The 21,371-nt window shown below is 41.7% G+C and carries 30 protein-coding genes; 29 read left to right on the top strand and 1 reads right to left on the bottom strand.

From position 1 onward, the window contains the following. The first annotated feature begins 6 nt into the window (after positions 1-6). The 20 genes from A7967_RS04545 (at position 7) to A7967_RS04635 (ending at position 13,834) form a co-directional block, all read left to right on the top strand. Positions 7-1,671 (top strand): Mu transposase C-terminal domain-containing protein, encoded by a 1,665-nt coding sequence (locus tag A7967_RS04545; protein ID WP_064435432.1) that lies wholly within the window; start codon positions 7-9, stop codon positions 1,669-1,671. Beyond that, positions 1,661-2,896: an AAA family ATPase gene (locus A7967_RS04550; RefSeq protein ID WP_064435433.1), complete on the top strand. Its 1,236-nt coding sequence runs from the start codon at positions 1,661-1,663 to the stop codon at positions 2,894-2,896. Before A7967_RS04545 ends, A7967_RS04550 begins: the two co-directional genes overlap by 11 nt. A 36-nt stretch (positions 2,897-2,932) precedes the next feature. Beyond that, positions 2,933-3,292, top strand: a complete 360-nt coding sequence (locus A7967_RS04555; protein ID WP_054453605.1) for a hypothetical protein — start codon at positions 2,933-2,935, stop codon at positions 3,290-3,292. Continuing rightward, entirely contained in the window at positions 3,289-3,687 is a 399-nt protein-coding gene (locus A7967_RS04560; protein ID WP_064435434.1) for a phage protein GemA/Gp16 family protein, read from the top strand. The genes A7967_RS04555 and A7967_RS04560 overlap by 4 nt, the downstream gene beginning before the upstream one ends. Beyond that, positions 3,688-3,885 carry a hypothetical protein gene (locus A7967_RS04565; protein ID WP_064435435.1) on the top strand — a complete coding sequence of 66 codons (198 nt, stop codon included), beginning with the start codon at positions 3,688-3,690 and terminating at the stop codon, positions 3,883-3,885. After that, positions 3,882-4,289, top strand: coding sequence for a Mor transcription activator family protein (locus A7967_RS04570; protein WP_054453601.1), 408 nt, complete (start codon positions 3,882-3,884; stop codon positions 4,287-4,289). The genes A7967_RS04565 and A7967_RS04570 overlap by 4 nt, the downstream gene beginning before the upstream one ends. Positions 4,290-4,301: 12 nt before the next feature. Continuing rightward, complete coding sequence (locus A7967_RS23085) at positions 4,302-4,457, top strand: hypothetical protein (RefSeq protein WP_167349690.1); 156 nt, start codon at positions 4,302-4,304, stop codon at positions 4,455-4,457. 8 nt (positions 4,458-4,465) lie between these two features. Continuing rightward, the gene (locus A7967_RS04575) at positions 4,466-4,717 is read left to right on the top strand and encodes a hypothetical protein (RefSeq protein WP_064435436.1); all 252 of its coding nucleotides are present in this window, start codon (positions 4,466-4,468) and stop codon (positions 4,715-4,717) included. Further along, positions 4,704-4,895: a hypothetical protein gene (locus tag A7967_RS04580; protein ID WP_064435437.1), complete on the top strand. Its 192-nt coding sequence runs from the start codon at positions 4,704-4,706 to the stop codon at positions 4,893-4,895. Before A7967_RS04575 ends, A7967_RS04580 begins: the two co-directional genes overlap by 14 nt. A gap of 161 nt (positions 4,896-5,056) precedes the next feature. Then, the gene (locus A7967_RS04585) at positions 5,057-5,677 is read left to right on the top strand and encodes a hypothetical protein (protein ID WP_064435438.1); all 621 of its coding nucleotides are present in this window, start codon (positions 5,057-5,059) and stop codon (positions 5,675-5,677) included. Positions 5,678-6,314: 637 nt separating this feature from the next. Continuing rightward, positions 6,315-6,566, top strand: coding sequence for a hypothetical protein (locus tag A7967_RS04590; protein ID WP_064435439.1), 252 nt, complete (start codon positions 6,315-6,317; stop codon positions 6,564-6,566). Next, on the top strand, positions 6,556-6,999 hold the full coding sequence (locus tag A7967_RS04595; RefSeq protein ID WP_064435440.1) for a hypothetical protein: 444 nt from the start codon (positions 6,556-6,558) through the stop codon (positions 6,997-6,999). The genes A7967_RS04590 and A7967_RS04595 overlap by 11 nt, the downstream gene beginning before the upstream one ends. Before the next feature lie 9 nt (positions 7,000-7,008). After that, positions 7,009-7,347, top strand: coding sequence for a hypothetical protein (locus A7967_RS04600; RefSeq protein ID WP_054453593.1), 339 nt, complete (start codon positions 7,009-7,011; stop codon positions 7,345-7,347). Beyond that, the gene (locus A7967_RS04605; RefSeq protein ID WP_054453590.1) at positions 7,347-7,853 is read left to right on the top strand and encodes a DUF1804 family protein; all 507 of its coding nucleotides are present in this window, start codon (positions 7,347-7,349) and stop codon (positions 7,851-7,853) included. Before A7967_RS04600 ends, A7967_RS04605 begins: the two co-directional genes overlap by 1 nt. Then, positions 7,853-9,592, top strand: coding sequence for a hypothetical protein (locus A7967_RS04610; RefSeq protein WP_064435441.1), 1,740 nt, complete (start codon positions 7,853-7,855; stop codon positions 9,590-9,592). The genes A7967_RS04605 and A7967_RS04610 overlap by 1 nt, the downstream gene beginning before the upstream one ends. After that, a complete protein-coding gene (locus tag A7967_RS04615) occupies positions 9,585-11,084 on the top strand; it encodes a phage portal protein family protein (protein ID WP_054453584.1) in 1,500 nt (499 codons plus the stop codon). Before A7967_RS04610 ends, A7967_RS04615 begins: the two co-directional genes overlap by 8 nt. After that, positions 11,077-11,691, top strand: coding sequence for a DUF3164 family protein (locus tag A7967_RS04620; RefSeq protein ID WP_064435442.1), 615 nt, complete (start codon positions 11,077-11,079; stop codon positions 11,689-11,691). The genes A7967_RS04615 and A7967_RS04620 overlap by 8 nt, the downstream gene beginning before the upstream one ends. A gap of 10 nt (positions 11,692-11,701) precedes the next feature. Then, positions 11,702-12,145, top strand: coding sequence for a hypothetical protein (locus tag A7967_RS04625; protein WP_064435498.1), 444 nt, complete (start codon positions 11,702-11,704; stop codon positions 12,143-12,145). A 2-nt stretch (positions 12,146-12,147) separates the two neighbouring features. Continuing rightward, positions 12,148-12,690 (top strand): hypothetical protein, encoded by a 543-nt coding sequence (locus A7967_RS04630; RefSeq protein WP_054453581.1) that lies wholly within the window; start codon positions 12,148-12,150, stop codon positions 12,688-12,690. 1 nt (position 12,691) lies between these two features. Further along, entirely contained in the window at positions 12,692-13,834 is a 1,143-nt protein-coding gene (locus A7967_RS04635; protein ID WP_064435443.1) for a phage head morphogenesis protein, read from the top strand. A 400-nt stretch (positions 13,835-14,234) separates the two neighbouring features. On the opposite strand, the gene A7967_RS04640 is transcribed toward A7967_RS04635, so the two are convergent. Further along, positions 14,235-14,591, bottom strand: a complete 357-nt coding sequence (locus tag A7967_RS04640; protein WP_064435444.1) for a DUF3693 domain-containing protein — start codon at positions 14,589-14,591, stop codon at positions 14,235-14,237. 168 nt (positions 14,592-14,759) lie between these two features. Here A7967_RS04640 and A7967_RS04645 point away from each other — a divergent pair, with 168 nt between their 5' ends. The 9 genes from A7967_RS04645 (at position 14,760) to A7967_RS04685 (ending at position 21,330) form a co-directional block, all read left to right on the top strand. After that, positions 14,760-14,966: a hypothetical protein gene (locus tag A7967_RS04645; RefSeq protein WP_064435445.1), complete on the top strand. Its 207-nt coding sequence runs from the start codon at positions 14,760-14,762 to the stop codon at positions 14,964-14,966. A 4-nt stretch (positions 14,967-14,970) separates the two neighbouring features. Then, positions 14,971-15,231 (top strand): hypothetical protein, encoded by a 261-nt coding sequence (locus A7967_RS04650; protein ID WP_064435446.1) that lies wholly within the window; start codon positions 14,971-14,973, stop codon positions 15,229-15,231. Beyond that, positions 15,228-17,219: a replication endonuclease gene (locus A7967_RS04655; protein ID WP_064435447.1), complete on the top strand. Its 1,992-nt coding sequence runs from the start codon at positions 15,228-15,230 to the stop codon at positions 17,217-17,219. The genes A7967_RS04650 and A7967_RS04655 overlap by 4 nt, the downstream gene beginning before the upstream one ends. 39 nt (positions 17,220-17,258) lie before the next feature. Beyond that, complete coding sequence (locus A7967_RS04660) at positions 17,259-17,582, top strand: hypothetical protein (RefSeq protein ID WP_244507088.1); 324 nt, start codon at positions 17,259-17,261, stop codon at positions 17,580-17,582. A gap of 2 nt (positions 17,583-17,584) precedes the next feature. Continuing rightward, positions 17,585-17,827, top strand: a complete 243-nt coding sequence (locus A7967_RS04665) for a hypothetical protein (protein WP_064435449.1) — start codon at positions 17,585-17,587, stop codon at positions 17,825-17,827. A 17-nt stretch (positions 17,828-17,844) separates the two neighbouring features. Continuing rightward, positions 17,845-18,066 (top strand): hypothetical protein, encoded by a 222-nt coding sequence (locus A7967_RS04670; RefSeq protein WP_064435450.1) that lies wholly within the window; start codon positions 17,845-17,847, stop codon positions 18,064-18,066. Positions 18,067-18,189: 123 nt separating this feature from the next. Beyond that, positions 18,190-19,608, top strand: a complete 1,419-nt coding sequence (locus A7967_RS23170; RefSeq protein ID WP_064435451.1) for a hypothetical protein — start codon at positions 18,190-18,192, stop codon at positions 19,606-19,608. Next, positions 19,605-20,009, top strand: a complete 405-nt coding sequence (locus A7967_RS04680) for a DUF2523 family protein (protein ID WP_064435452.1) — start codon at positions 19,605-19,607, stop codon at positions 20,007-20,009. Before A7967_RS23170 ends, A7967_RS04680 begins: the two co-directional genes overlap by 4 nt. 1 nt (position 20,010) lies before the next feature. After that, positions 20,011-21,330 (top strand): zonular occludens toxin domain-containing protein, encoded by a 1,320-nt coding sequence (locus A7967_RS04685; RefSeq protein WP_064435453.1) that lies wholly within the window; start codon positions 20,011-20,013, stop codon positions 21,328-21,330. Positions 21,331-21,371 lie beyond the last annotated feature (41 nt).

Consider the following 21,371-nt stretch of genomic DNA (forward strand, 5'->3'; position numbering starts at 1 on the left):
AGAGCAATGCATCCTGCAGTTCAAAAATACAATAAGTTACCAAGCACAGGTAACGAGCTAAGTTGGCAAAATGCCAGCGAAACAGCCCGTAAAAAAGCCCAGAGTAAGGCCGTGTTAGTACGCCATTTACTGATTCAAGAATGTGGCTTACAAAAAGCGTTTGATGTGCTGGTAAAAGCATACCGTGCAAATACGGCGCTGGGCACAATAACAACGGCTATTGATGCGTTAGGTAAGTTACCAGGGCGCGCAACTATTTATAACTGGTGCAATGCCTATAAAGACAACGGTATTAATGGCCTATTACCTAACCACAAAGGTAAAGCACAAACTAAGTATAGCTGGCTTGCGCGTAGCCTTGAGCTTTACCACAGCCCAAACAGCCCAAGTTTTGCGCAAGTTGCAGATCAGTTAAACAAAGAGGGCTACAAGGCAGAGCATCACCAAGTACGCCGTTTTATAAATGCACTCCCGCATGAGCTAGGCCCACAAAGCCCGTATCGCATGGGTGCAAAACTGTACCGTGAAAAACATAAAGATCATTTGCTGCGCTCAACCGACAACTTAAAGCCTGGCGTTATGTATAACGGCGATGGCCACACGCTCGACGTATACCTGGCTCACCCAAAAACGGGCAAGCCTTACCGCGCCGAGCTAACCGCGTTTCAAGATGTTGCAAGCCGCTGCATTGTAGGCTGGGAACTCGGCTACGCCGAAAGCACACTCGACACCCTAGCAGCCATAAGCCGCGCTATTAAAGTGCATAACAATGTGCCCGCCATGTTTTACCTAGATAACGGCTCAGGCTACAAAAACAAACTCATGAACGACGACACCACCGGCTTTTATGCGCAGTTTGAAATAGACGTAATTTTTGCCATACCAGGTAATGCACGGGTTAAGTGGATAGAGCGGTTCTTTTTACACATGGAAGACCGCGTTGGTAAACGCTTTAGCACCTATTGCGGGCGCGACCATGACGATCGCCACAAACAGCTAGTACTTAAAGAGGCCAAGCAAGGCAAAAAAGCGTTACCCACAGTAGACGAGTGGATAGCCGAATTTAAAGCCTTTTTAAACGATTATCACAATAGCGCACACCCAGAGGTTAAGGGCAAAACCCGCCAACAAGTATGGGACGAAAACATAGAGCGCGTACCACCCGTAGAGGGCGATTTTGTCATGTTACCGCGCGAAACCGTCAACATTCGCCGTGGCCGCTTTCGCTTGCATCAACGTGACTACAGTGCCGACTTTTTACACCAGTTTAATGGCCAAGAACTCATTGCCGCCTACGACCTACACGACGACAGCTACACCAAGCTTTATAAGCTAAACGGGGAGTTTTTAATGTTCGCTAACTTAAAAGCTAAATCGCATGCCGTGCCATCGTCGCGTATTGAGCAAGCCGAAAGTGCGCGCCGCACTGGTCGCTTAAAACGCATTGACACCAAACGCCGCGAAATTCAAGCCCAAGAAAATGACGAACGCATAGTTGATCTTGATTCAATCACTAAGTTTGCAGCCCCGATCACGGCAATAGCCGAACAAAAAAGCACAGTAAATATTTTTGATTTTGATGTATCGCCAGCACGGCCACAGCACGAAATCGACCTAGACGAATTATTAGACCAACCCAAATTACGTAAGGAACAAACCTATGAGCTATAGCCAACCACACCCATACACAGCCGAGCAAACCCTGCGTGTTGAGCTGATTAACCAAGAGCTTAGTACCACAGGCATGACCGCCGAAGAATTAAACTGTGGCTTTGCATTGCAGTCAGTTAAAGAGGTACTGGCAAACAAATGTACCATCAACCCTGAAAAGGTCATTGCCAAAATGTGGCATCAGTTATTTGGTGAAGCAGCCATCACTGAGGTTGAAAAGCGCAACGGCTTTAATAAGTCATACAATAGGGCTGATCGCGAGCTAGCAGCGCGTATTTGCCTGCGCCTGCAATCACCACAAATACGCGAGCAAAACATTACTAGCGCCAGTATTGCGGTAAGTATGGGTAAAAGCCCTGCATCTATCAGCCAATTAATTAATGGTAAGTACAACGCCAAACCCACTAAACACTTGCATGACATTTGGGCACTTATTCGCCCTGCAGACATTGACCAAGGCAAGCCAAGTGACGAACGTAAGCAAATAAATATTGTGTACGGCGATGTGCGTTTTATTCCTACCAGCACATCAAAACTTATTGCCATGGCATGTGACCAAGCGCGCCAGCGTAAGCGCTTTACGGTGTTTGCAGGCCAAGCGGGCTTAGGCAAAACCAAGGGTATAACCGAGTATTGCCGCCATAACAAAGAGGCTATTTTAATTGCAGGTAGTGAGCAAACCAGCAGCACTCAAGTACTTGAACAACTAACCACAGCCCTAGGCTTATCACGCTGCCCAAGTGCTTATAAAAACATGCAAAAAATTATTATGGCGCTGCGCGACACAGACCGCTTCATTATTTTAGACGAAGCCGACAAGTGCAAACCAAACTCACTCGATCCACTGCGTACTATTAGCGACCAAGCCATTGTAGGTGTAACGCTGGTTGGCAATATTCAACTCGTAGACAAGCTGCAAACCCAAGAACGCTACGAACTCATAGCAAGCCGCGTGTGCTTTTGGCCTAAACCTATCGGCCAAATAACGGTTGAAGACATTCGCACCCTGTTTTTAGAGCTAACCGAGAGCACAGTAAAACTCGCCCAAGACGATGCAAAGTGGTGGCAATGGCTGCACAAACGCGTTGAGGGTAACGCACGCGAGCTGGTTGAAAACCTACTCCCGCATTTGCTTAACCACACCAACAAAAACCCAGACACCGCCGTAGACAAGCTGTTAGTCAATGGCATTTTTTCATCAGTACTTAATAAACCAGCGGTTTAAACGCTGTTTAAACACATTTTAAATAAGGATTTAATCATGGCATTTTCAATTAATTTAAACACCCAGCGCTTTACCGCACGTTTAGCAATAAACGACACCATAAGCACACAACACATGCTGGCTGTGCTTGCCGATAAAGAAGGTTCAGGCGAGTTTATCGACAGCTGCAACGGTAATATCAAAGCCGCATTTTCAATGCTAATAGCTGAAAAGCTGTTTACCATTCAGCACGTTTTAGGCGTTAAATCGGCTGAGCAATTGGCTATTCGCTTTAATAACTTACACCCAAAACTAGCGCGTGTTTATACACAAGGCGTTAGCGATTGGGGTATTAAAGTCATCAATTTACAACCCGCCATTGCGTTTGAGTTTATACCCATGGAGCAAAGCGCATGAGCAACTTGATCCAACAAATCAAAATTGCACAAAAGGCGGCGGGTATTGAGCAAGACACTCACCAACTTAATGTGGCCTACGTTAGCAACCAGCGCACCAACACTTGCACGGGGTTAACCAAACTTGAGCAACAGCAGCTGCTAACGCGTTACCGCTCAATGAACCCAAACGCAGGTAAAAAGCAGTTACCGCCACAGCTAAAAATGATTTACAGCCTGTGGGGGCAATTAAGCCGTGCAGGCGCAGTAAACATTGACTCAAAACAAGCTTGCGACACGTTTTGCGAAAAGCACTTACAAGGTAAAAAGCTAAGCCAAAGCGCCCAGCAATGGCCGCACATTATCGAAGTACTTAAACAGTGGCTTGAGCGCCATAAAACAAAGCAGGGGGCGTAAATGGCAAATTACGAAGAGTATCAAAACTTTACCATTAACCCGCGTAAGCCAGCTTATACCGAAGAAGTACGCTATCGCCCAGTTAAAGCAGCAGACCGCGAAAAGTGCCGCATTCGCCGTGATGTAGAGGCATACCAAGAGCAGCGCCGACTAGACAGCGAAAACGGCTTAGATTATTTATTTGAGGAGCAATCATGAGCGAATCAACCATAGATTTACGGGCATTACCCCATGGCCTGCGCCGCATAGTTAAGCACTTAGGGGTTGAAAAAACCATTGCCGTGCTTACCGAGCAACAAGGGCAGATGTTTTATATCCCTGAAAAGCCAACCGAGGATCACGAAGTAGTAAAGGTATTTGGCAAAGCCCTAGTGCAAGAGCTTATAAACGCCAACGTAGGCTCAAGCTACCAAATACCCATGCTGCACAAGGTGCTTATGCAAATTCGTAATCAACAAATTTGCCAAGCCCTGGACGCTAAAAGCAGCAACATTCAGCAGCTGGTTAAACAATTTAAGATCACCCGTCAGCAAGTAAGCAGTATTTACAGTGCATACCAAGACGAACAGGCGCACGAAACACAATTAAATTTAAGTTTGTAAGGGGTTATAAAAATGAAATCAGGCGAAATTACACGGTTTGATGTACAAGCAAAATGCCCACATTGCGAGAACGACACTACAATTTTCCAGAACGAACTTGTAGATGGTGAAGCCGAATGCCAGCACTGTGATGAAGTATTTGAAATCAGATTAGATGAAGAGTATTAGGGGGCTTCATGGAACTTTTAAAAGACATTAAAGCCGAGTGTCAGGCATTTTTTAAAGCCGCATCACTTAGAAAAAAAGCGGTTATTAATTACCAATGCCCAGCATGCCAGCACACGTTAAAAACGTTACGCCCTCCAGAGGGTGAGATATATAACGATCACACTGTGTGCATTCATTGCTGGTTTGAATTTATCCGCATTACCGATGGTGTTGAGGTAAGAATTCAAACCATCCCCAAGCACAAACATGCAAAGCAATAACTTTGTACTGCTCACTGCCTTGCAACTTAGCGGCGGTAAAAAGCCAAAGCGGTGGCAGTACGAATATGGTCTAAATCTATTGGCCCGTTACATCAACCAACGAAAAGTTATGGGGTTAGATGTAACGGGTTTAATGGAAGAGTATAAGGAGGCTTATTTAAAGAAAAAAGTTGACTAACAGCGATAAAATTTATAATATTTTAATCGCTGAGAGAACAGCACACCTTGCCACAACGGTAAAACAAACACTCCTAATGACAAATCTAAGATTTATTTATTTAGGGCATTTAGTTTAGTGGCGAGCTAGCAGCCAATATTTTAACTAAATAGGTGATTCTTATGAACTTCAAATTATTATGCGATAATTCAATCGCAGTAAAAAAACAAACTCAAATATCGCGTTTTTCTCTAAAATCTTTTAATAGCAAGGTCAAACTAGGGTCTGCAAAATTTTTAGATATATGGACTCAAACATTTAACTATGAAGGTTGGCAAGACTTTATAAGAGATGTGAATGGGCATAGTGATAATAACAATATTGCAATAATCACTAAAGAAAACTACGAAGAAGTTTCAAAAAAATTGCATAAGCAACTCCCAGAGTATTCCCTTGAGCAAATTAAATGGTCTGTTATAAGTGCTTATATTGAGGGTTTGAGCATTGATAGTGAATTAATTAAGAAATTATTAATTCGCACTATGCCAATGCCTTTAAATCAAAAATTTACTGAAATGCACGAATTAGGTCTATTAGATTATAAAACACAGTATTCAGAGTCGATTAAAGACGAAATTATTATTGGCTGTCCACCTACAGAGCTTGGACGTTACGCTGCTGCTATATCTAAAGAGAAAGAAGTCGGAGAACCTTTAGCTACACTAGAAATTGTTAGTTTTGGTCTTCCCATGTCTCTATGTAAATTAGAGTTAGTGAGTAGTTCAAGCTCATTAGCTTGGTGAAATATTTTTAATATTTAACTTCAACAGGCTTGTTTTCTTGGATAAACGAGCCTTTTTTATATCTTTATCTTGTGAGCGCCAAACTTAGACTTAATGCAAGGATAAGACGCTACTAACTTGATATTTTATTTTTAAAGTACCAGACTTAACTGGATTTATTTGAGCGCCTGTGGCATTCAGACACTATATAAATAAAACTTACTTACTTGTCAGTTTCATTTAGTTTTTGGTAAATATCAATTCCTTTGTCTACCAACACTACGATTGCGGTAGTGATTTTGATTGCCAAAAAAAACTCGGCTCCGGTCATAATTATTTCCTGTTGTTTGTATGGCGAGTTGCCAACACATTCAACCAGAGTGTGAATTTCAGTAAGGCTTTAATCCTTGTTGGATTACTGTCCTCTTATATCTTAAGAATGGTTAAGCTCTGATAGATATAATTCGTCAGGTCTCATTAATAAATTTTAATTAGAACCAATAGTTACAGAATTTACATTAAATTAAGCATGTTTCATATTAATATCTTCTAGATATTCGGATATTTTTCGTAGTAACCTAATAGACAAGCTCTACAACCCCTAGCCGCAAACAAGTTTACAGTGTTACCCAATCCCCTAAATTGATTTACTACCAGCATGACAAATACAGTGCATGCGCCATTTATTGAGTTTTTAGCTCAACAAATTATTAAGGCCAGTTCTAAAGCCGAGCAAATAGCTATCTCTCGCCGTTGCCCGTTACAAGACCTGCCCGCATTGCGTACCTGCGTTAAAGCGCTGCTAAACCCAGCTAATAACAAACCAGTACGCAGTACTCGCTTACCTGCCTGTTACGTCCTAACAAAACAACGTTTAACCACAATGAGGACTCAACAGCATGGCGCTTAAACAAAGAGTGGCCGTACCAACAGCACCGAGCTTTATATTTCAGGAGTTGGTACCAAAAGCCACGTTTGAACTATTTAAAGACACCCCATTATTCTTACTCAATTTATTTGATGATCGCGCATTGCGTATGCTGCAAAAGCTACGTGATAAATTCGGCCCATGCACCGTAAACAACTGGTACTGGGGCGGCGCTAATCAATACCGTGGCTATCGTGCGCTTGATTGCGCAATAGGTGCAAAACGCAGCCAGCATAAGCTAGGCAAAGGCTTTGATTGCAGTTTTGAAAACTACACAGCTCAGCAAGTACGTGATTACGTATTAGCCCACCCGCAAGAATTCCCCTACATCACCGCCATTGAAGGACAAGTGAGTTGGTTTCATTTTGATGTACGCCCACCTACATGGACTGGCATTAAAGTATTTAACCCGTAAGGACCACCCATGAATCAAGAACAAGAAAACTTATTATTTCAAGCCATAGGTGAAATACAGGGCAGTCAGGCGGCTATTTTAAATGACTTAAAAGACATTAAAGCCGACATTCATCAAAGCATCGAAAAGAGCGAAGCGCGTCAAAAAGAAATAACCGACGGCTTAAGGCTTGAAATTAAAGCGAGTGAAAAACGCCAAACTTCAGCAGTTGAAAAACAAGAACTCCGCTTAGCTAAAGTTGAAGAAAAACTGACTAACCAACGCATTAAAGTGGCTGCTATGGGCGGTACAGCAGGTTTAGCCGTGTCGCTAGTTGCGTATGCTGTAAAAAATGGGTTGATGAACTAATGGCGCACCCTGCAGAAAAGAAAAACGCTGTACGCCACAGCTATGTAAACGAGCTGCTAGCGTTAAGTGTTGCCGCCATTAAACACAGCGTGGCCGACGGCACAGCACGCCGCTGGAAAATGGAAGCCAAAGACAACGGCGACGATTGGGATCTATCCCGTGCAGCAAGCCGCCGTAGCGAAGGCACAGCAGGGGAGTTTACCACCGACTTTATTGAAGAGTTCACCATTCAAGTAAACGAAACCTTTGAGCTGTTAAAATCAGCCGAGGGCGCAGCGTTGCCACTTGACCAGCGTACCAAAATACTGAGTTCTCTCACCGATATGATGAGCAAAGTAATGAAGGTATCAGGCGGTAATAAAAAGCTTGAAAAGCGCACCATTGCCGCTGAAGTAGTAAAAATTCTTGCTAAGTTTGTATCAACCAAATACCCCGAATTTGCCCCTGAGTTTGTTGAAATACTTACCGCGTTTGGTCCTAAACTCGATCAGGAGTTAGAAGACTAATGGCCGATATGAATTCACGCGAGTTCTTAGCTGAAATAGAGCAAATTACCGGCTCACTACGCCGCGATATAGAAGCCAAAGAGCGCAATATAGATCCAAGCCCCGCAGCGATTAAAGAACGCCGCAAACGCGTTCTTGGCGGCGACTTTGAGTTTTTTGTGTATACGTATTTCCCGCATCATATGTGGTTAGACGACGATCAAACAGCCTCAGAGTTCCAACGCTATTTTATGAACTGGTTCCCCGAAGCCCTCAAGCTTAAAAACGGTTGGAAAAACTGGTTTGTTGCCCCGCGTGGCGAGGGTAAAAGTACCCTAGGTGTAAAAATTGCCCCTGTGTATGTGGCGGTGTTAGCACTGTTACAAGACCCTGACGTATGCCAGGAACTGGGCTTACAGAAGATAAAGCAGTTTATCGATTTTGTGATCTTGTTTGGCGCTGAAACTAAAATGCCAACCAAAACATTAGAGGTCGTTAAAACTGAGCTGCTTAACAATAATAATCTCGCGTTAGACTTTCCCGAAGTATGCACTTCATCACCCGTGTGGAAGTTAGGCGAATTTGTAACAGCACAAGGCGTACGCTTTGAAAGCCGTGGGGCTGAGCAATCAGTACGCGGTACGTTCCACGGTGCCAGCCGCCCTAAATTACTGCTATCCGATGACATTATTACCGATGCCGAGGCTAAATCACCCACAGAACGCGATAACCGTTGGCGCTTCCTAGAAGCCGCCGTGCAATACCTTGGCCCACCGGATGGCACCGTAAAATTCTTAGGTGTAAACACTGTTTTAAATAACGATGACCCAATAAGCCGAGCCGAAGAAGCACCAGGGCACATTGTTCATCGCTTTAAAGCCATTAAACAAATGCCTGAACGCATGGACTTATGGGAGCAATGCCGCGATCTAATGGTGCATGACGACAAACGCTTTGAAAAACGCGCCGCCGCCAAAGGCGAAGCCGTATCAACCGAGGCTAAACCGTCATTTAAGTTTTGGTTAAAAAACAAAAAGCAAATGCTTAAAGCCGCCAAAACTAGCTGGCCAAGTGTGCGCACGCTGTACGATTTAATGTGTATGTGGGCAGCTAATAAGCGCGAGTTTAACCGCGAAATGCAAGGCATAGCCAAAAGCGACGAAGAAGCCATATTTTATCAGTTTGATTTTTGGGTTGATCGCCTAAGCGATTGGGTGCCGTATGGTGCGTGTGACCCAAGCATGGGCAAAACCGAAAAAGCTGATCCCAGCGCAATATTAGTGGGTTTTCATTCTAAAGATTTACAAAAACTACACGTTGAATACGAAAGCCGCAAAGTACGTGGTACCAGCCGCTTGCTTAATGACTTAATACGCGCCCAAAAAGAATATAACTGCCGTGTGTGGGGGTTTGAAAATAATAACGCCTTTGATTTTATGCGCAGCCAGTTTATTAAAACAGGGTTAGAGCAAGGCATTGCGCTGCCTTTACGTGGCGTTACCGCAACCATTTCAGCGGAGGAACGCATAGGATCACTTGAAACCTACGTTACCAATACCCCCGCACAAATTGCCTTTCATTCACGGTGTCGTTTACTGCTCGACGAGCTTGAAAACTGGCCAGAAAAACAAACAGCTCATCACTACGATTTAAGCTGTGCCATGGCTATTTTATGGATGATAGCCAGCACCGGTGCAGGCGGTATACCGCGTGTAAGTAGCCGCAAAGTCACTAAACAAATAAGGGGCTATCATGTATAGCAAGCCACGCATTAAATCTACAGCATACGCTGCGCTTAACCGTATGTTTGACCAAAACCGGATAGATCCAAACCTTACGTCGCTTATCACTGAGCTACCAAACCCTGATCCAATCCTGCGTCGCGCAGGTAAAAACACCGCTATTTATGAAGAAATAGCCCGCGATGCCCATGTTATTGGTGAATTACGCTCACTACGTAGCGGTTTATTTAGCTTTAATACCGAGCTTGTGCCAGGCGGTGACGATGCAGCTAGTTTAAAAAGCTATGAACTCGCCAGAGCGTTTTTTGCTAAAAAACCATGCCCACATACCGAATGGGCCGACATGGATTGGCACAACTATAGCGCTATTTTAAACGGGTTTAGTGTCACCCATTTAGGCAAGTACATTAAACAGGATGGTCATTGGCAACCTGACTATGTAGAGACCTGGCGCAACAGCCGCTTTGCATTTAATAGTGATCACGAACTGCTGGTAAAAACCAGCGAAAACCCACAAGGCGAGCTAGTCGATCAACGTCGTTGGTCGTGCGTTCGCCACATGCCAAGCGCCGAAAATCCCTATGGTATTGCATTATTAAGTAGCTGCTTTTGGCCATGGACGTTTAAGCACGGCGGCTTTAAGTTTTTTGTACAGCTGTGCGAACGCTTTGGTATTCCGTTCCCTGTGGGTAAATACCCTGTTGGATCACAAGATAAAGACATCAATAATTTACTCGATGGCTTAGCTAAATTAGTGCAAGACGGCATTGCAGCCATACCTGATGATACGACAATTGAGATCATCGAAAGTAAACTCTCTGGTGAGCCAGTACCTGAGCGGCTCGTTAACTTTTGTAATGCAGAAATAAGTAAAGCACTAACAAGTCAAACCCTAGCAACGGAGCAAAAAAATGGCGGTGCACGCGCGGCCAGTGAAACCCATGCAAAACGTGCGGGCGATAATCAACGCTCAGACAGGGCGCTTGTCGCTTCTTTTCGTAATCAAGTTTTAAACGCGTTACACACAGTAAATTTTGATGGTGGCGAGCCGCCTAAATTCATCTTTAAAGACAAACGTGAGATCAACACAGACACCGTAACCCGTGTGCGTGAGTCTGCCCGCATTGTACCTGTTGGTGTTGATTGGGCGTATACCGAACTCGGTATTCCTAAGCCTAAAGATGGCGAAGAACTGCTAGATGTACCCGACGAAGGCCACGGTATTGCCACTGCTGCAAAAACCGAGTTTGCCAAAAAATCAGCTGGTAGCGTCGAACTTACCGACGAATTTGACCTGTTTGATCACGCAACAGACGACACCATTAAAAAGCTTTTTCATTTTGCTCAGGCCGCTAAAGACCTGGACGAACTTAAACAAAAAATCACCTCAGAATTTCCTGATATTTCAGACTCAGCACTGGCAAACGTTGCCCAAACGGCAATGGAGTATGAGTTTATGGCAGGCATGAACGAGGCTAATTCTAAAACTGTGGAGATAGACGATGAATAACGTTCCTGACGGATATTTAAAAGACGGCAAAGGCAATTTAGTGGCTATTGCAAACATCAAACAAACCGATTTGATCAAAGATGAGTTTGTTAAAAAAGCCATTGATAAAGCCGTTGAAATGCAACAAACACTGGCTGAATTTAAGCAAGATTTAATGGCCGAAGCAGACGATTTTATTGAGCTATTAGCCCAAGAGCATGGCGTTAACTTAGGCGGTAAAAAAGGCAATGTGACACTACGCACCTTTGACAGCCAATTAAAAGTAACCCTGCAAACCCAAGAGCGTATTGAATTAGGTCCTGAATTAGCGCTCGCTAAGCAGTTAATAGATCAATGTCTGGACGAATGGACTGAGGGCGGTAATCAAAACATTAAAGCCATTGTAAGCAAAACGTTCAATACCGATAAGCAAGGATCACTTAATCCACAACGCATTTTAGCCCTGCGTAAACTCGAAATTTCAGACGATTCAGGCAAATGGACTAAAGCCATGAATATTATTGCTGAGTCTGTTGGCGTGGTTGATTCTTGCCGTTTTATTCGCTTTTACAAGCAAGATGATAAAGGTATAGAGCAACCAATTTCACTCGATATTGCAAAGCTGTAGCGGGGCGGTTATGACCATCACAAAAGAGCAATGGATAGAGCTAGAAAAACACTTAACTGGGTACTTTTGCTCAGCCATTTTCAAATTCGGAGAGTTTGAAATAACCGTGACACGCGGGCGTGTATCTGAGTCGAAAACCAGTTTAGTTGTGTATGTCGACGATGTAATTAAAGGCGATTGGTACTCTAAAGATAACGAACGCCCTGCGTGTATTCCTGATGTTTGGCGCAAACGAACCCGCGCCAAATACACAGCCAAATCAATTAAAGAAGCTGAAAAAGTGTGGGGTAAACGCCGTGCAAAAAAAGAAATGCCAGAGCTTTACGAAAAAACTGAATACCACACATGCGACTTTACAACCGCTAAAAGCCTCGTTCGTCAGTATAAAAAACTGGATGGTTTAGAGCTTATTAAAATTGGTGGTAAAACTTACAACAACTATATAAAGGTATAATTATGGAACCGGTAACAATAGCACTTGCGCTTGCTAAACTAACAGGTTTAGACACTAAAATAGGTAAGTGGATAGGGGGCGACAATGGCGCTAAAGTAGCGTCTAAAATCGTCGATATAACACAAACTTTAACAAATACGGCTTCGCCTGATGAGGCATTAAACAGCCTTAAAAGCTCAGAATCATTAAAAAATGAGTTAAGAACAACCCTCTTAAATCGTGAAAAAGAGCTTGATGATTTAGCGTTTAAAAACACCCAAAGCGCACGCAATATGCAGATAAAAGCGCTCAATCAAGATGATAAATTCTCTAAACGTTTCATCTATTATTATGCGTGGTTTTGGTCATTTTCAACGGTTATTTACATCGGATGCATTACATTTTTAACCATTCCAGAGACCGCAACACGCTTTGCAGACACCATTTTAGGCTTTATTTTAGGCACTGTAGTGGCCTCAATATTGAATTTTTTCTTCGGAAATAGCCGCGATAATTCGCGTAGAAACGAAATTCAAGACATTCAACAGTCGCTAAAAGAGCACTAATATGGCATTACCAGCTCCACAATATGGCGACCTTGTTAAATTTAAGGAAGCCATTTCTCATTTTAAAGACAAAATTAAGCTTACAAGTGAGTCATATAAAGACTTACAGGGCTTAATTCATGCCAAAGCGTTTACTGTTGCAGGCGCAACACAACTAACAATTCTCAATGATTTTTATAAAGCCGTTGATGCTGCAATTAGTGACGGCGAGACAATATCGGACTTTAGAAAACGCTTTGACAAAATAGTTGATGATCATGGCTGGTCATACAATGGTAAACGAGGCTGGCGATCAAAAGTCATTTATCAAAATAATAAAAACACCGCGCGAGCAGCTGGCCGTTGGCAACAACAAGAACGGATCAAACAGCGCAGGCCTTATTTATTATATTTAACTGCTGGCGATAGTCGCGTTAGACCTGAACACGGCAAGTGGAATTACATTTTATTACCAGTCGATCATCCGTTTTGGGATACGCATTATCCACCAAATGGTTATAACTGCAGGTGTAAGGTGGTATCACTTAATGCGCGAGATATTGCACGCATGGGTTTATCAGTTAGCAAACCTGAAAAAGTTAATAAATTTATGGAGTCATTCAAAGTTGTAGATTCATCAACAGGTGAAGAACTTAATAAATTGCCAGGCATAGATTTAGGCTGGGATTATAATCCGGGCAAAGCATGGTTAGGTGCAGATATAGCAGCAGGAAAATCAGTTATAAATTTATCAACGGACTTACAAAAATTAGCAATCCCACAATTTAACGAAGCCGTTTTGAAATCTCAGCAGTACTATATAAAGCAGATAAATTTACACGCAGCAAAGTTAGCGCTTAAAAAATCCAGAGCTGATGGCCAGCAATTTACGCTAGGGCACTTGCCTGCAAATTTATTAAATGAATTGTCACGTAAAAACGCACCTATATATAGTAGCGCCGTTACAGTTGGCAGCACTCAAATTGAAAAACTTTTAGCGGGTCAACTTAGTCTTGAACAAATACATGATCTAATGAACGCAGTTCAAAAACCAAATACGTTTGCTTATATAGGCAACCAAATAAAATTATCGTATCAAGGCTACATGGTCACAATTGAACTAGGACCACAGTTTAATACGATTATATTTGCCGAAAAGGTTTAAATAACCACGTTTTGAAGATTTAAAGAGCGTTTAAATGGTGTTTAAACTCAGTTTTAAGCATGTTAACACTCAAAATATCTCGTTTAAAACGCCAAATAAGCAGGAATAAGTGGATTTATGGCGTTTAAACTTGGTTTTAAGCACGTTAACAATCAAAAAATATCTAGTTTTAAACGTAAAATGAGCAGGAATAAGCGGGTTTTGGGTCATTTTGAACGGGTTTGTCTAAAAACAAGCGTAATTCAAAGTTAAGGATTTACACGCTAAAATCAGTACAAACCCAGTAACGGCGCGGGTTTCCGCAAGGCAAGGGCGAAAATATCCATATCTTTATTATTCTACAAACGAACAACCCCTTACAGTAATATCCTGTAAATTTCCTTATTTAACATAATATAAATTATAGGCTATAACGTATGCGCGAATGCGCCCCTTGAACTTGGGTGAATGATGCCGTAATTAACAGCAAACCCGCTACACATGCAGCGCTAATCTTTTTTGCAACTTCAGTCCATGCACTAACTTCTTCTTTAGTTTTTGAGCGTTCAATAGCTAATTGAATTAATTCTGGCTTGAAATCAATTCCCATCTCTTTGCAAATAAAAATACATTGATTTGCTGTTAAGTGCCTTTTGCCTTTTCTAATTTCACTGATGTTACTTTTAATGCAATTTTCAAGGTCAGCTACAACTTGTTTGTCTTGACTGTACCCTTTGAATTCTTTGTATTTATCAATAAGTTCGGAACTAAATGCCATACGTCCTCCTAGGATTTATCTAATTATAGTTTGTAATAACTTTAAATAATAACTTGACGGTAGCCAAGGTTGGCGACTATTATCCGCTCAGTAGCCACTTTAGGCTACTAATAATATATTCAATGTCCAATACTGAATAGTATCGGACTTTATAGGGAAAATACGGATATGAGCTTAGAATTATTACAAGAATTAAATCTCACATTATCAAAATATCTTTTAGATAATTTTTCTATCTTAATTTCTGAGCCTGTAACTATTGTTATTTTTTTAGCCGCATATCTTTTTATGGTTCTAATGGCTTTGATGGTTATAAACATAATAACTAAAGATACTTACTCATCAAATAAGCCCTCTTTTAAACAAGGAAATTAGAGTTATGAGTTCAATCAAACGCACACTTGAATTAAATAGTGATGAGACAAATGAGCTAATCTCTGTATTAGCTGCTTCTAAAGTTAAGCATCAAACTGATATTGATTTACTTAAAAAAGCATTAGATAAAGCATTAGATAAAGAAATAGCTCCACATCCACTTCTTCAGTGGTCAATTACTTATTCAAATGAGCGTTTAGCTGTAATCGATTCGCTTATTCAACAAGTAATTAATGGCTCTGCTGAATTAAAGGTTTCAGAATGAACTCATTATCTAATGCCCAATATTCTCAAGTTTTCCCGCTAAAAACAGCGATAAATCTGACTGCAAATTTCGACAAAGTGCATGCAGATATAAGCATTCACAACCCAAATAATAAGCCAGCAACAGGCTTCTATTTCGATAGTAAAGCCTTCAGAAATCGTATTTTTAAGACGCATTCAAACCTTTCTCACATGCTAAGTACAGGATATTTTTTAGCCGAAAAGTTTAATGATTTAGCTGAAGCTGACAGACGATTAAAGCATGCTGATACAGTTTTAAAACGTGGAAATCCTGTCTTTGGTTATATAAACCTTTCATGTTCAGATGATGAACTTTGTGAAATTTCAGACCAAAAAGCACGCTATTGTGAACTAGAAATAAGCAAACTAGGCTACACTTTCAGAACCTTTAAGTTGCTCCGTGGTTATATAAATTCCTTTGATATTCAAGAGCCTGAACTGGTTTCACCATATTGCACACACATTGCAGCTGATTCTTTAACTGGTATTTTAAACCGCTTCGCCGACCCAATTTTCTGGCGTCGTAAACTACGCAAAATCCAAGCGTTTACTATTGAGCAATTAGCCCGAGATTTAAGACTCGTACATAAAAAAGCCAGTGCTTATGTATCACAACCAACAATTCAAAACCGCCGAGAACGTAAGCGCAAATCAGCCGAAATAATGTCTGATTTATTTGTTGTTCCAAACGATGCAAACCCGTTTGATGAGTTCGAAACACTGCAATCAATTATTGAACGTTCGCACACATCAGGCAAACAGCAAGCAGCCGAACTAATGGTTCGTATTCGTGGTTTTGAAGAACTAGCAGACATGCACGGCCACCGCGGCGAGTTTTATACTTTATCTGCGCCTAGTCGTTTTCATGCAGTTCACCATACAGGCCGACCAAATAATAAATATGATGGTTCAACCCCTCAGGATGCACAGGAATATTTTAACGGTATTTGGAAACGTGCCCGCGCCCTATTCTCAAAGCAAAATTTACGTCCTTATGGGTTTCGAGTTGTAGAGCCACACCATGACGGTTGCCCACATTGGCACATGCTTTTATTCATGGAAAAAGGCGATGCAATACAAGTTCGCGCAATCATGAAAAAGCTGTGTACTGAAGATACACCCACCGAATTTAGAACAAGTAGCACCCGCTTTAAGGCCATTACGATTAATAAAAGTAAAGGCTCTGCTGCTGGTTACATCGCTAAATACATTACTAAAGCGGTGACTGGTGACAGCATAGACAAAGTAATTTGCTCGCAAGCTGGCGAAATGAAAATACTTCCAGCGGATGCCGCAGAACGTGCATCTACTTGGGCTAGCACTTTTGATATTAGACGTTTTCAGCAAATTGGTGGCCCTTCGGTCACTCTTTGGCGTGAACTTAGACGATTAGGTCAGGGTGACACTGGCAAATGTGAGGTTGCAAACGCAATGAATACAACACTAGATACAGTTTCAAAATACGCACTTGAGAAGGTACGCCAAGCCGCTGATTCATCAGATTGGAAAGCGTTTTGTCTTGCAATGGGTGGCGTACAAGTTAAACGCAAAGACCAAACGCTACGCATTCACTACCAGCTCCCCGATATTGTTGATCGTATCACTGGGGAAATTAGCCGCAGCGAAACCAAATCGCCCTACTTTGCGACTAAATACGGCGACCAACCAGCAAATCGTATTCTTGGTGTTGCATGGGATGCTGTTGTTGTTATCACTCGCCGCGGTACTACCCAGATACTCACTGAAAAAGATATTAAAGCTCAACGTAAAATCATGTGTGGTGTCTCTGAGCAGATACAAGGCTGGCATGATGACGGGCGTTTATTCGCACCTAGCGATGAAGATATGCAGTTCCTTGAAGCGTGTGCTTTGGAAGATTATCAAAACATGTGTCTATTCATGGACTACGAAGCTCTGGCTGGCAACATTTCGAGCGACGAAGTCGCGAGCTTGGACTTGTGTCATTAACTGTAACTATTAATAAAATCAAACCCAATTGGAGAAATTATGAATATTGAAGGCGCTATAACAGACTTAGTAAATGTTAATCGTACTGATGACAAAGGCGCTCCCCTGCCCACTACTGGGGAGTTTAAGTTGCATACTAAAAACCCTGCTCAGATTCTTTCTGTAAAAGTCTCAGCAGACCAATTTAAAGATGGCACTTACCAGTTGCTTGAACATCTTCAATCTGATCCAAACGGTTGGGGTTTAAAGCCTGTGATATTAAATATCGAATACTACGAAGGCGCTAACGTTGCTCGTCAAATGGATTGGAAAGGTTTTCGTCTACATAGCTTACCAGTTGAATCTAAACAGGCAGCAAAATAAAAATGGCTCAATGTGTTGCTATCCAACCCGACCAAACATTAAAAGCTGTAACTGGCGTTTGTGATTTTGTGATTGTTACACAAGCTGAATTTGATTTATTGCAACAACAAAATTTAGTAAACGTTCTCAATGAATTGTTTGCTTTTGACTTGGCCACTTTCGGCCTAATTAACTCGGCGGCCTTGGTCGCTTTTATGACAGCTCATTGTGCCGGTCGTGTCGTCCGAACCATGGGCAAAACTTAACCTAAAGGAAATACAACATGAACATTAAAAATATCTTAGTTTCAAAACGCGCTAAAGCTGGTCTTTTAGTTACTGCAACGCTTGGCTCTGCGTCTGCATTTGCTGCTGACCATAGCGCGGCTATCAATACAGCGGTTACTGATGGTAGCGCTAACTATTCGTTAATTGTTACTGGTGTAATTACTGTCGCTGCAATTGGCTTTGCACTTGGCATGATTGCGTCAAAACTACGTAACTAATGGTGACATCAATTGGCCTTGCGTCATTTCTGGTCTGGTGCTTCGTCGAAGGATTCTCCAGTGGCGTAAGAACCAGTTAATAACAACGGCGGGTAAAACCGCCCATTTTTTAAAGGCGCTTACATGCGATTACTAATATTTTTATTGGCGCTTAGTAGCGCTTTTTTTGTTTCTAAATCTCTTGCTTTGTCCTATGACCCTAATGACACCGTCCCTCCTGGACGTGACTATTATACCGTCTATGAGGCTTGTGACATCAAAGGATATAATGGCGAATCATATACTGATACAGCTAGCGGTTGTATGTCAGCAATTACAACATCTAATAAAAGCGTTAATAAATTGCATAGCGATTATACGTTTGACAGCAGACCTGTCATTGCTAACGACGATATTAAAAAAGTATTTATTTACGCTGTTGGCACTGCATGCACAGGCTCATCATCAATAGATAATTGCTGGGCTGGTACTGTAGTCCCTTATGAAAGACTTGCTGGTATTATTTATTTCGGTCATTCTGACTATTACTGTCCTCCGGAAACGATGCCTAATTATACATTTCCCATACCACTTGACCCGCAACCGACAGACCCTGATGCTCCTAAATTTATTTGCGCAAAAGCCCTTGATGATAAAAACCCAGAGCCAGAAATTGACCCTGATTGTCCAGCGCCCACTGAAAATGATCCTTACGTTTTTGGAAACGGAACATCTAATCCAGTTTGTTTCGATGCTCCAAATGGTCGTCAGTGTCAAATTCAACCTGACGAAAATGGTAATTATTATTTTCCTATCTCTTTTGGTTCTGCTGAGCCCGTCGCTTGCGTTCCTGACCCAGAGCCAGAACCTGAACCTGAGCCAGAGCCCGAGCCAGAGCCCGAGCCTGACCCGACTCCTGAGCCTACTCCTGACCCAGATAAACGCCCAGAACCTGATGACGCCGACAATTCTGATAAGTCGGACATATTAGACGCTGTTAATCAAGTCAATGATAATTTGTATGTTATTAATAATAATATGATTGATGGTATTGAATCACATGAAGAACGACTGGACAGAATGGCCGCTGAAACTCAAATTTCCAACGGGCTTTTGGCTGGCATTAAAGACGAATTAGCTACAGGTAACGACACGTGGACAGAATTAAAAGAAGGGCAAAAAGAGGGCAATTTAATACTTGATGAGATAAAGAAAAATACTGAAAAAGAAAAGTTTACAGTTAACACAACACGTAAAAATTCAGAAAAAGGGCTTAATTCTGTTTTCACTGATTCTGATCTAAACGATTTAAAACAAGAAATCGCAGATAAAAAAACCGAGTTTACTGACTATGTTGAACAAATCAGAATTGAATCAAAAAGTTTATTTGATATTAACCCAGCATTGAGCGGCGGTTACGAAGATAGAACAGTAGAAATTAAGGGCGCAAGTGTTGATTTGGGTATAGCTCGCTTTTCTGATTTTTATAAGTTAATTGCACCTGCAATTTTACTTGCAGCAACACTTACCGCGCTTTTTATTTTACTGGGGTCTAAAGAATGAAATCAAAAATTATACTGCTTATTTTATTTTTCTCACCTTTTTTTGTACTAGCAAATGAACCATCTGGCATTGCTGGTTTTGCCCAAAACGCTGGTGATTTTTTTACAGATATTTGGACTTTTTTTGATAATGACGTACCTAATTTTTTTCAACGCGCATTGAATTATATAATCGAAAAAATCGTTTTATTTAAAATTAACGCGCAAATTGAATCTTTAAAATTTGCGTGGTCTGTTGCTAAATCTATATTAGATAATTTTCAAGTTGCATCTAAAATCGCCAGTGCTGCAAGTGCTTTACCTCAAGATGTTAAAGCGGCTCTTGTTGATATGCGCCTTTTTGATGGTGTTAATATTATTATTCAAGCGCTTGTAGCTCGTTACGTGTTGAGGTTCTTATAATATGGCTGCGTCAATTTTTCACGGAGCTCCAGGTTCTTTTAAATCTGCCAGCGCTACATGGTTTGAAGTGTTACCAGCTTTAAGAAAAGGGCGTTTAGTAGTTACCAACATCGAGGGCATTTTACCTCTCGATGAAATCGAGACCGAGTTACAAGAGACTTTCCCAGAAACAGCTCAACTTTGGCGTTTATCATCACAAAACGAAGATGGTCAAGCTCTTTGGCGTAATTGGTATCACTGGATGCCAACTGGCGCACTCGTTTTAATTGATGAAGTGCAAGACGTTTATCCGACCGAAGCCACTTTCAAACCCGAATCTTGTAATTATAAACACATAGATACTTACAAAGATTTGATACCCGGTCATTGGTATCAATATCATTACGAACAACTCGAAAAGTTTAAACCTGATAATTTAACTAGCGGTGATACTGACGATTTAGGAAAGGAGTTATTTAACGAACATGGCCACATTATATATCCCAAAACACTCAAAGAATGCTACATGCGGCACCGCAAATACAACTGGGATATTATCGTCTGTACCCCAGATATCACAAGCGTCCACAAATTCATTAGAAACGTCAGCCAGTACGCCTACGCGCACAAATATTTTGACGGACTTGCCGCAATCCCTTACTACAACCGAAGGCCGCGAATCTTTGAACACAACCCAAAACTTGACGGAAAAACCCCGAACAAAGCCAGCACCATCGTTTGGAAAAAAATCCCCATCGAAGTTCACAAATGTTACAAATCGACAGCAACCGGAGGTATTACAAAAGGACAAGGTAAAAATTTCATTTACAGCCCTGCTTTTGCCTTTCCAGTTGCTGCGCTCTTTTTGTGCATATTGTATTGGATATGGTATTTTTCCAGTTCTGAAGATGTTGTGGAAAGTGTCGAAGAAACCGCTCAAGTGGTTGATGTCAATTCTAAAAAAGATACTAATACTGCTGCTAATAATGATACTTTTCAGGTTCTTGATGGTCTCCCTATTCCTGTAGGTTTGCCGTATGGCGCAACTGATATTTTTGTCACTGGCGTTCAAGAAGTGAAGCGGACAGAGCGAACACATCGCGAATTTATTTTCGAATTTATTACTGAAAAGTACGGTAATTTCAGCATTGATTCTTACGAACTGGCAAGCATGGGTTTTAGTATCCAGTATTTTAGCGCTTGCAATGTAGTGATACGACAATCAAAAACTAACTTTGCATACCGAGCTTTTTGCAGCCCGAATCCTTATTCGCAACCCGAATCACTTAACAGTTCAGACAATGAAACTGAAAATACTTTAGCTTCACTTACTCCTTTTTAGATTTAAAACAAGCCGCCAAGCGAAGCCTGAGCGCAGCGGCT

Source organism: Pseudoalteromonas neustonica, assembly GCF_001653135.1.
Lineage (GTDB): Bacteria > Pseudomonadota > Gammaproteobacteria > Enterobacterales > Alteromonadaceae > Pseudoalteromonas > Pseudoalteromonas neustonica.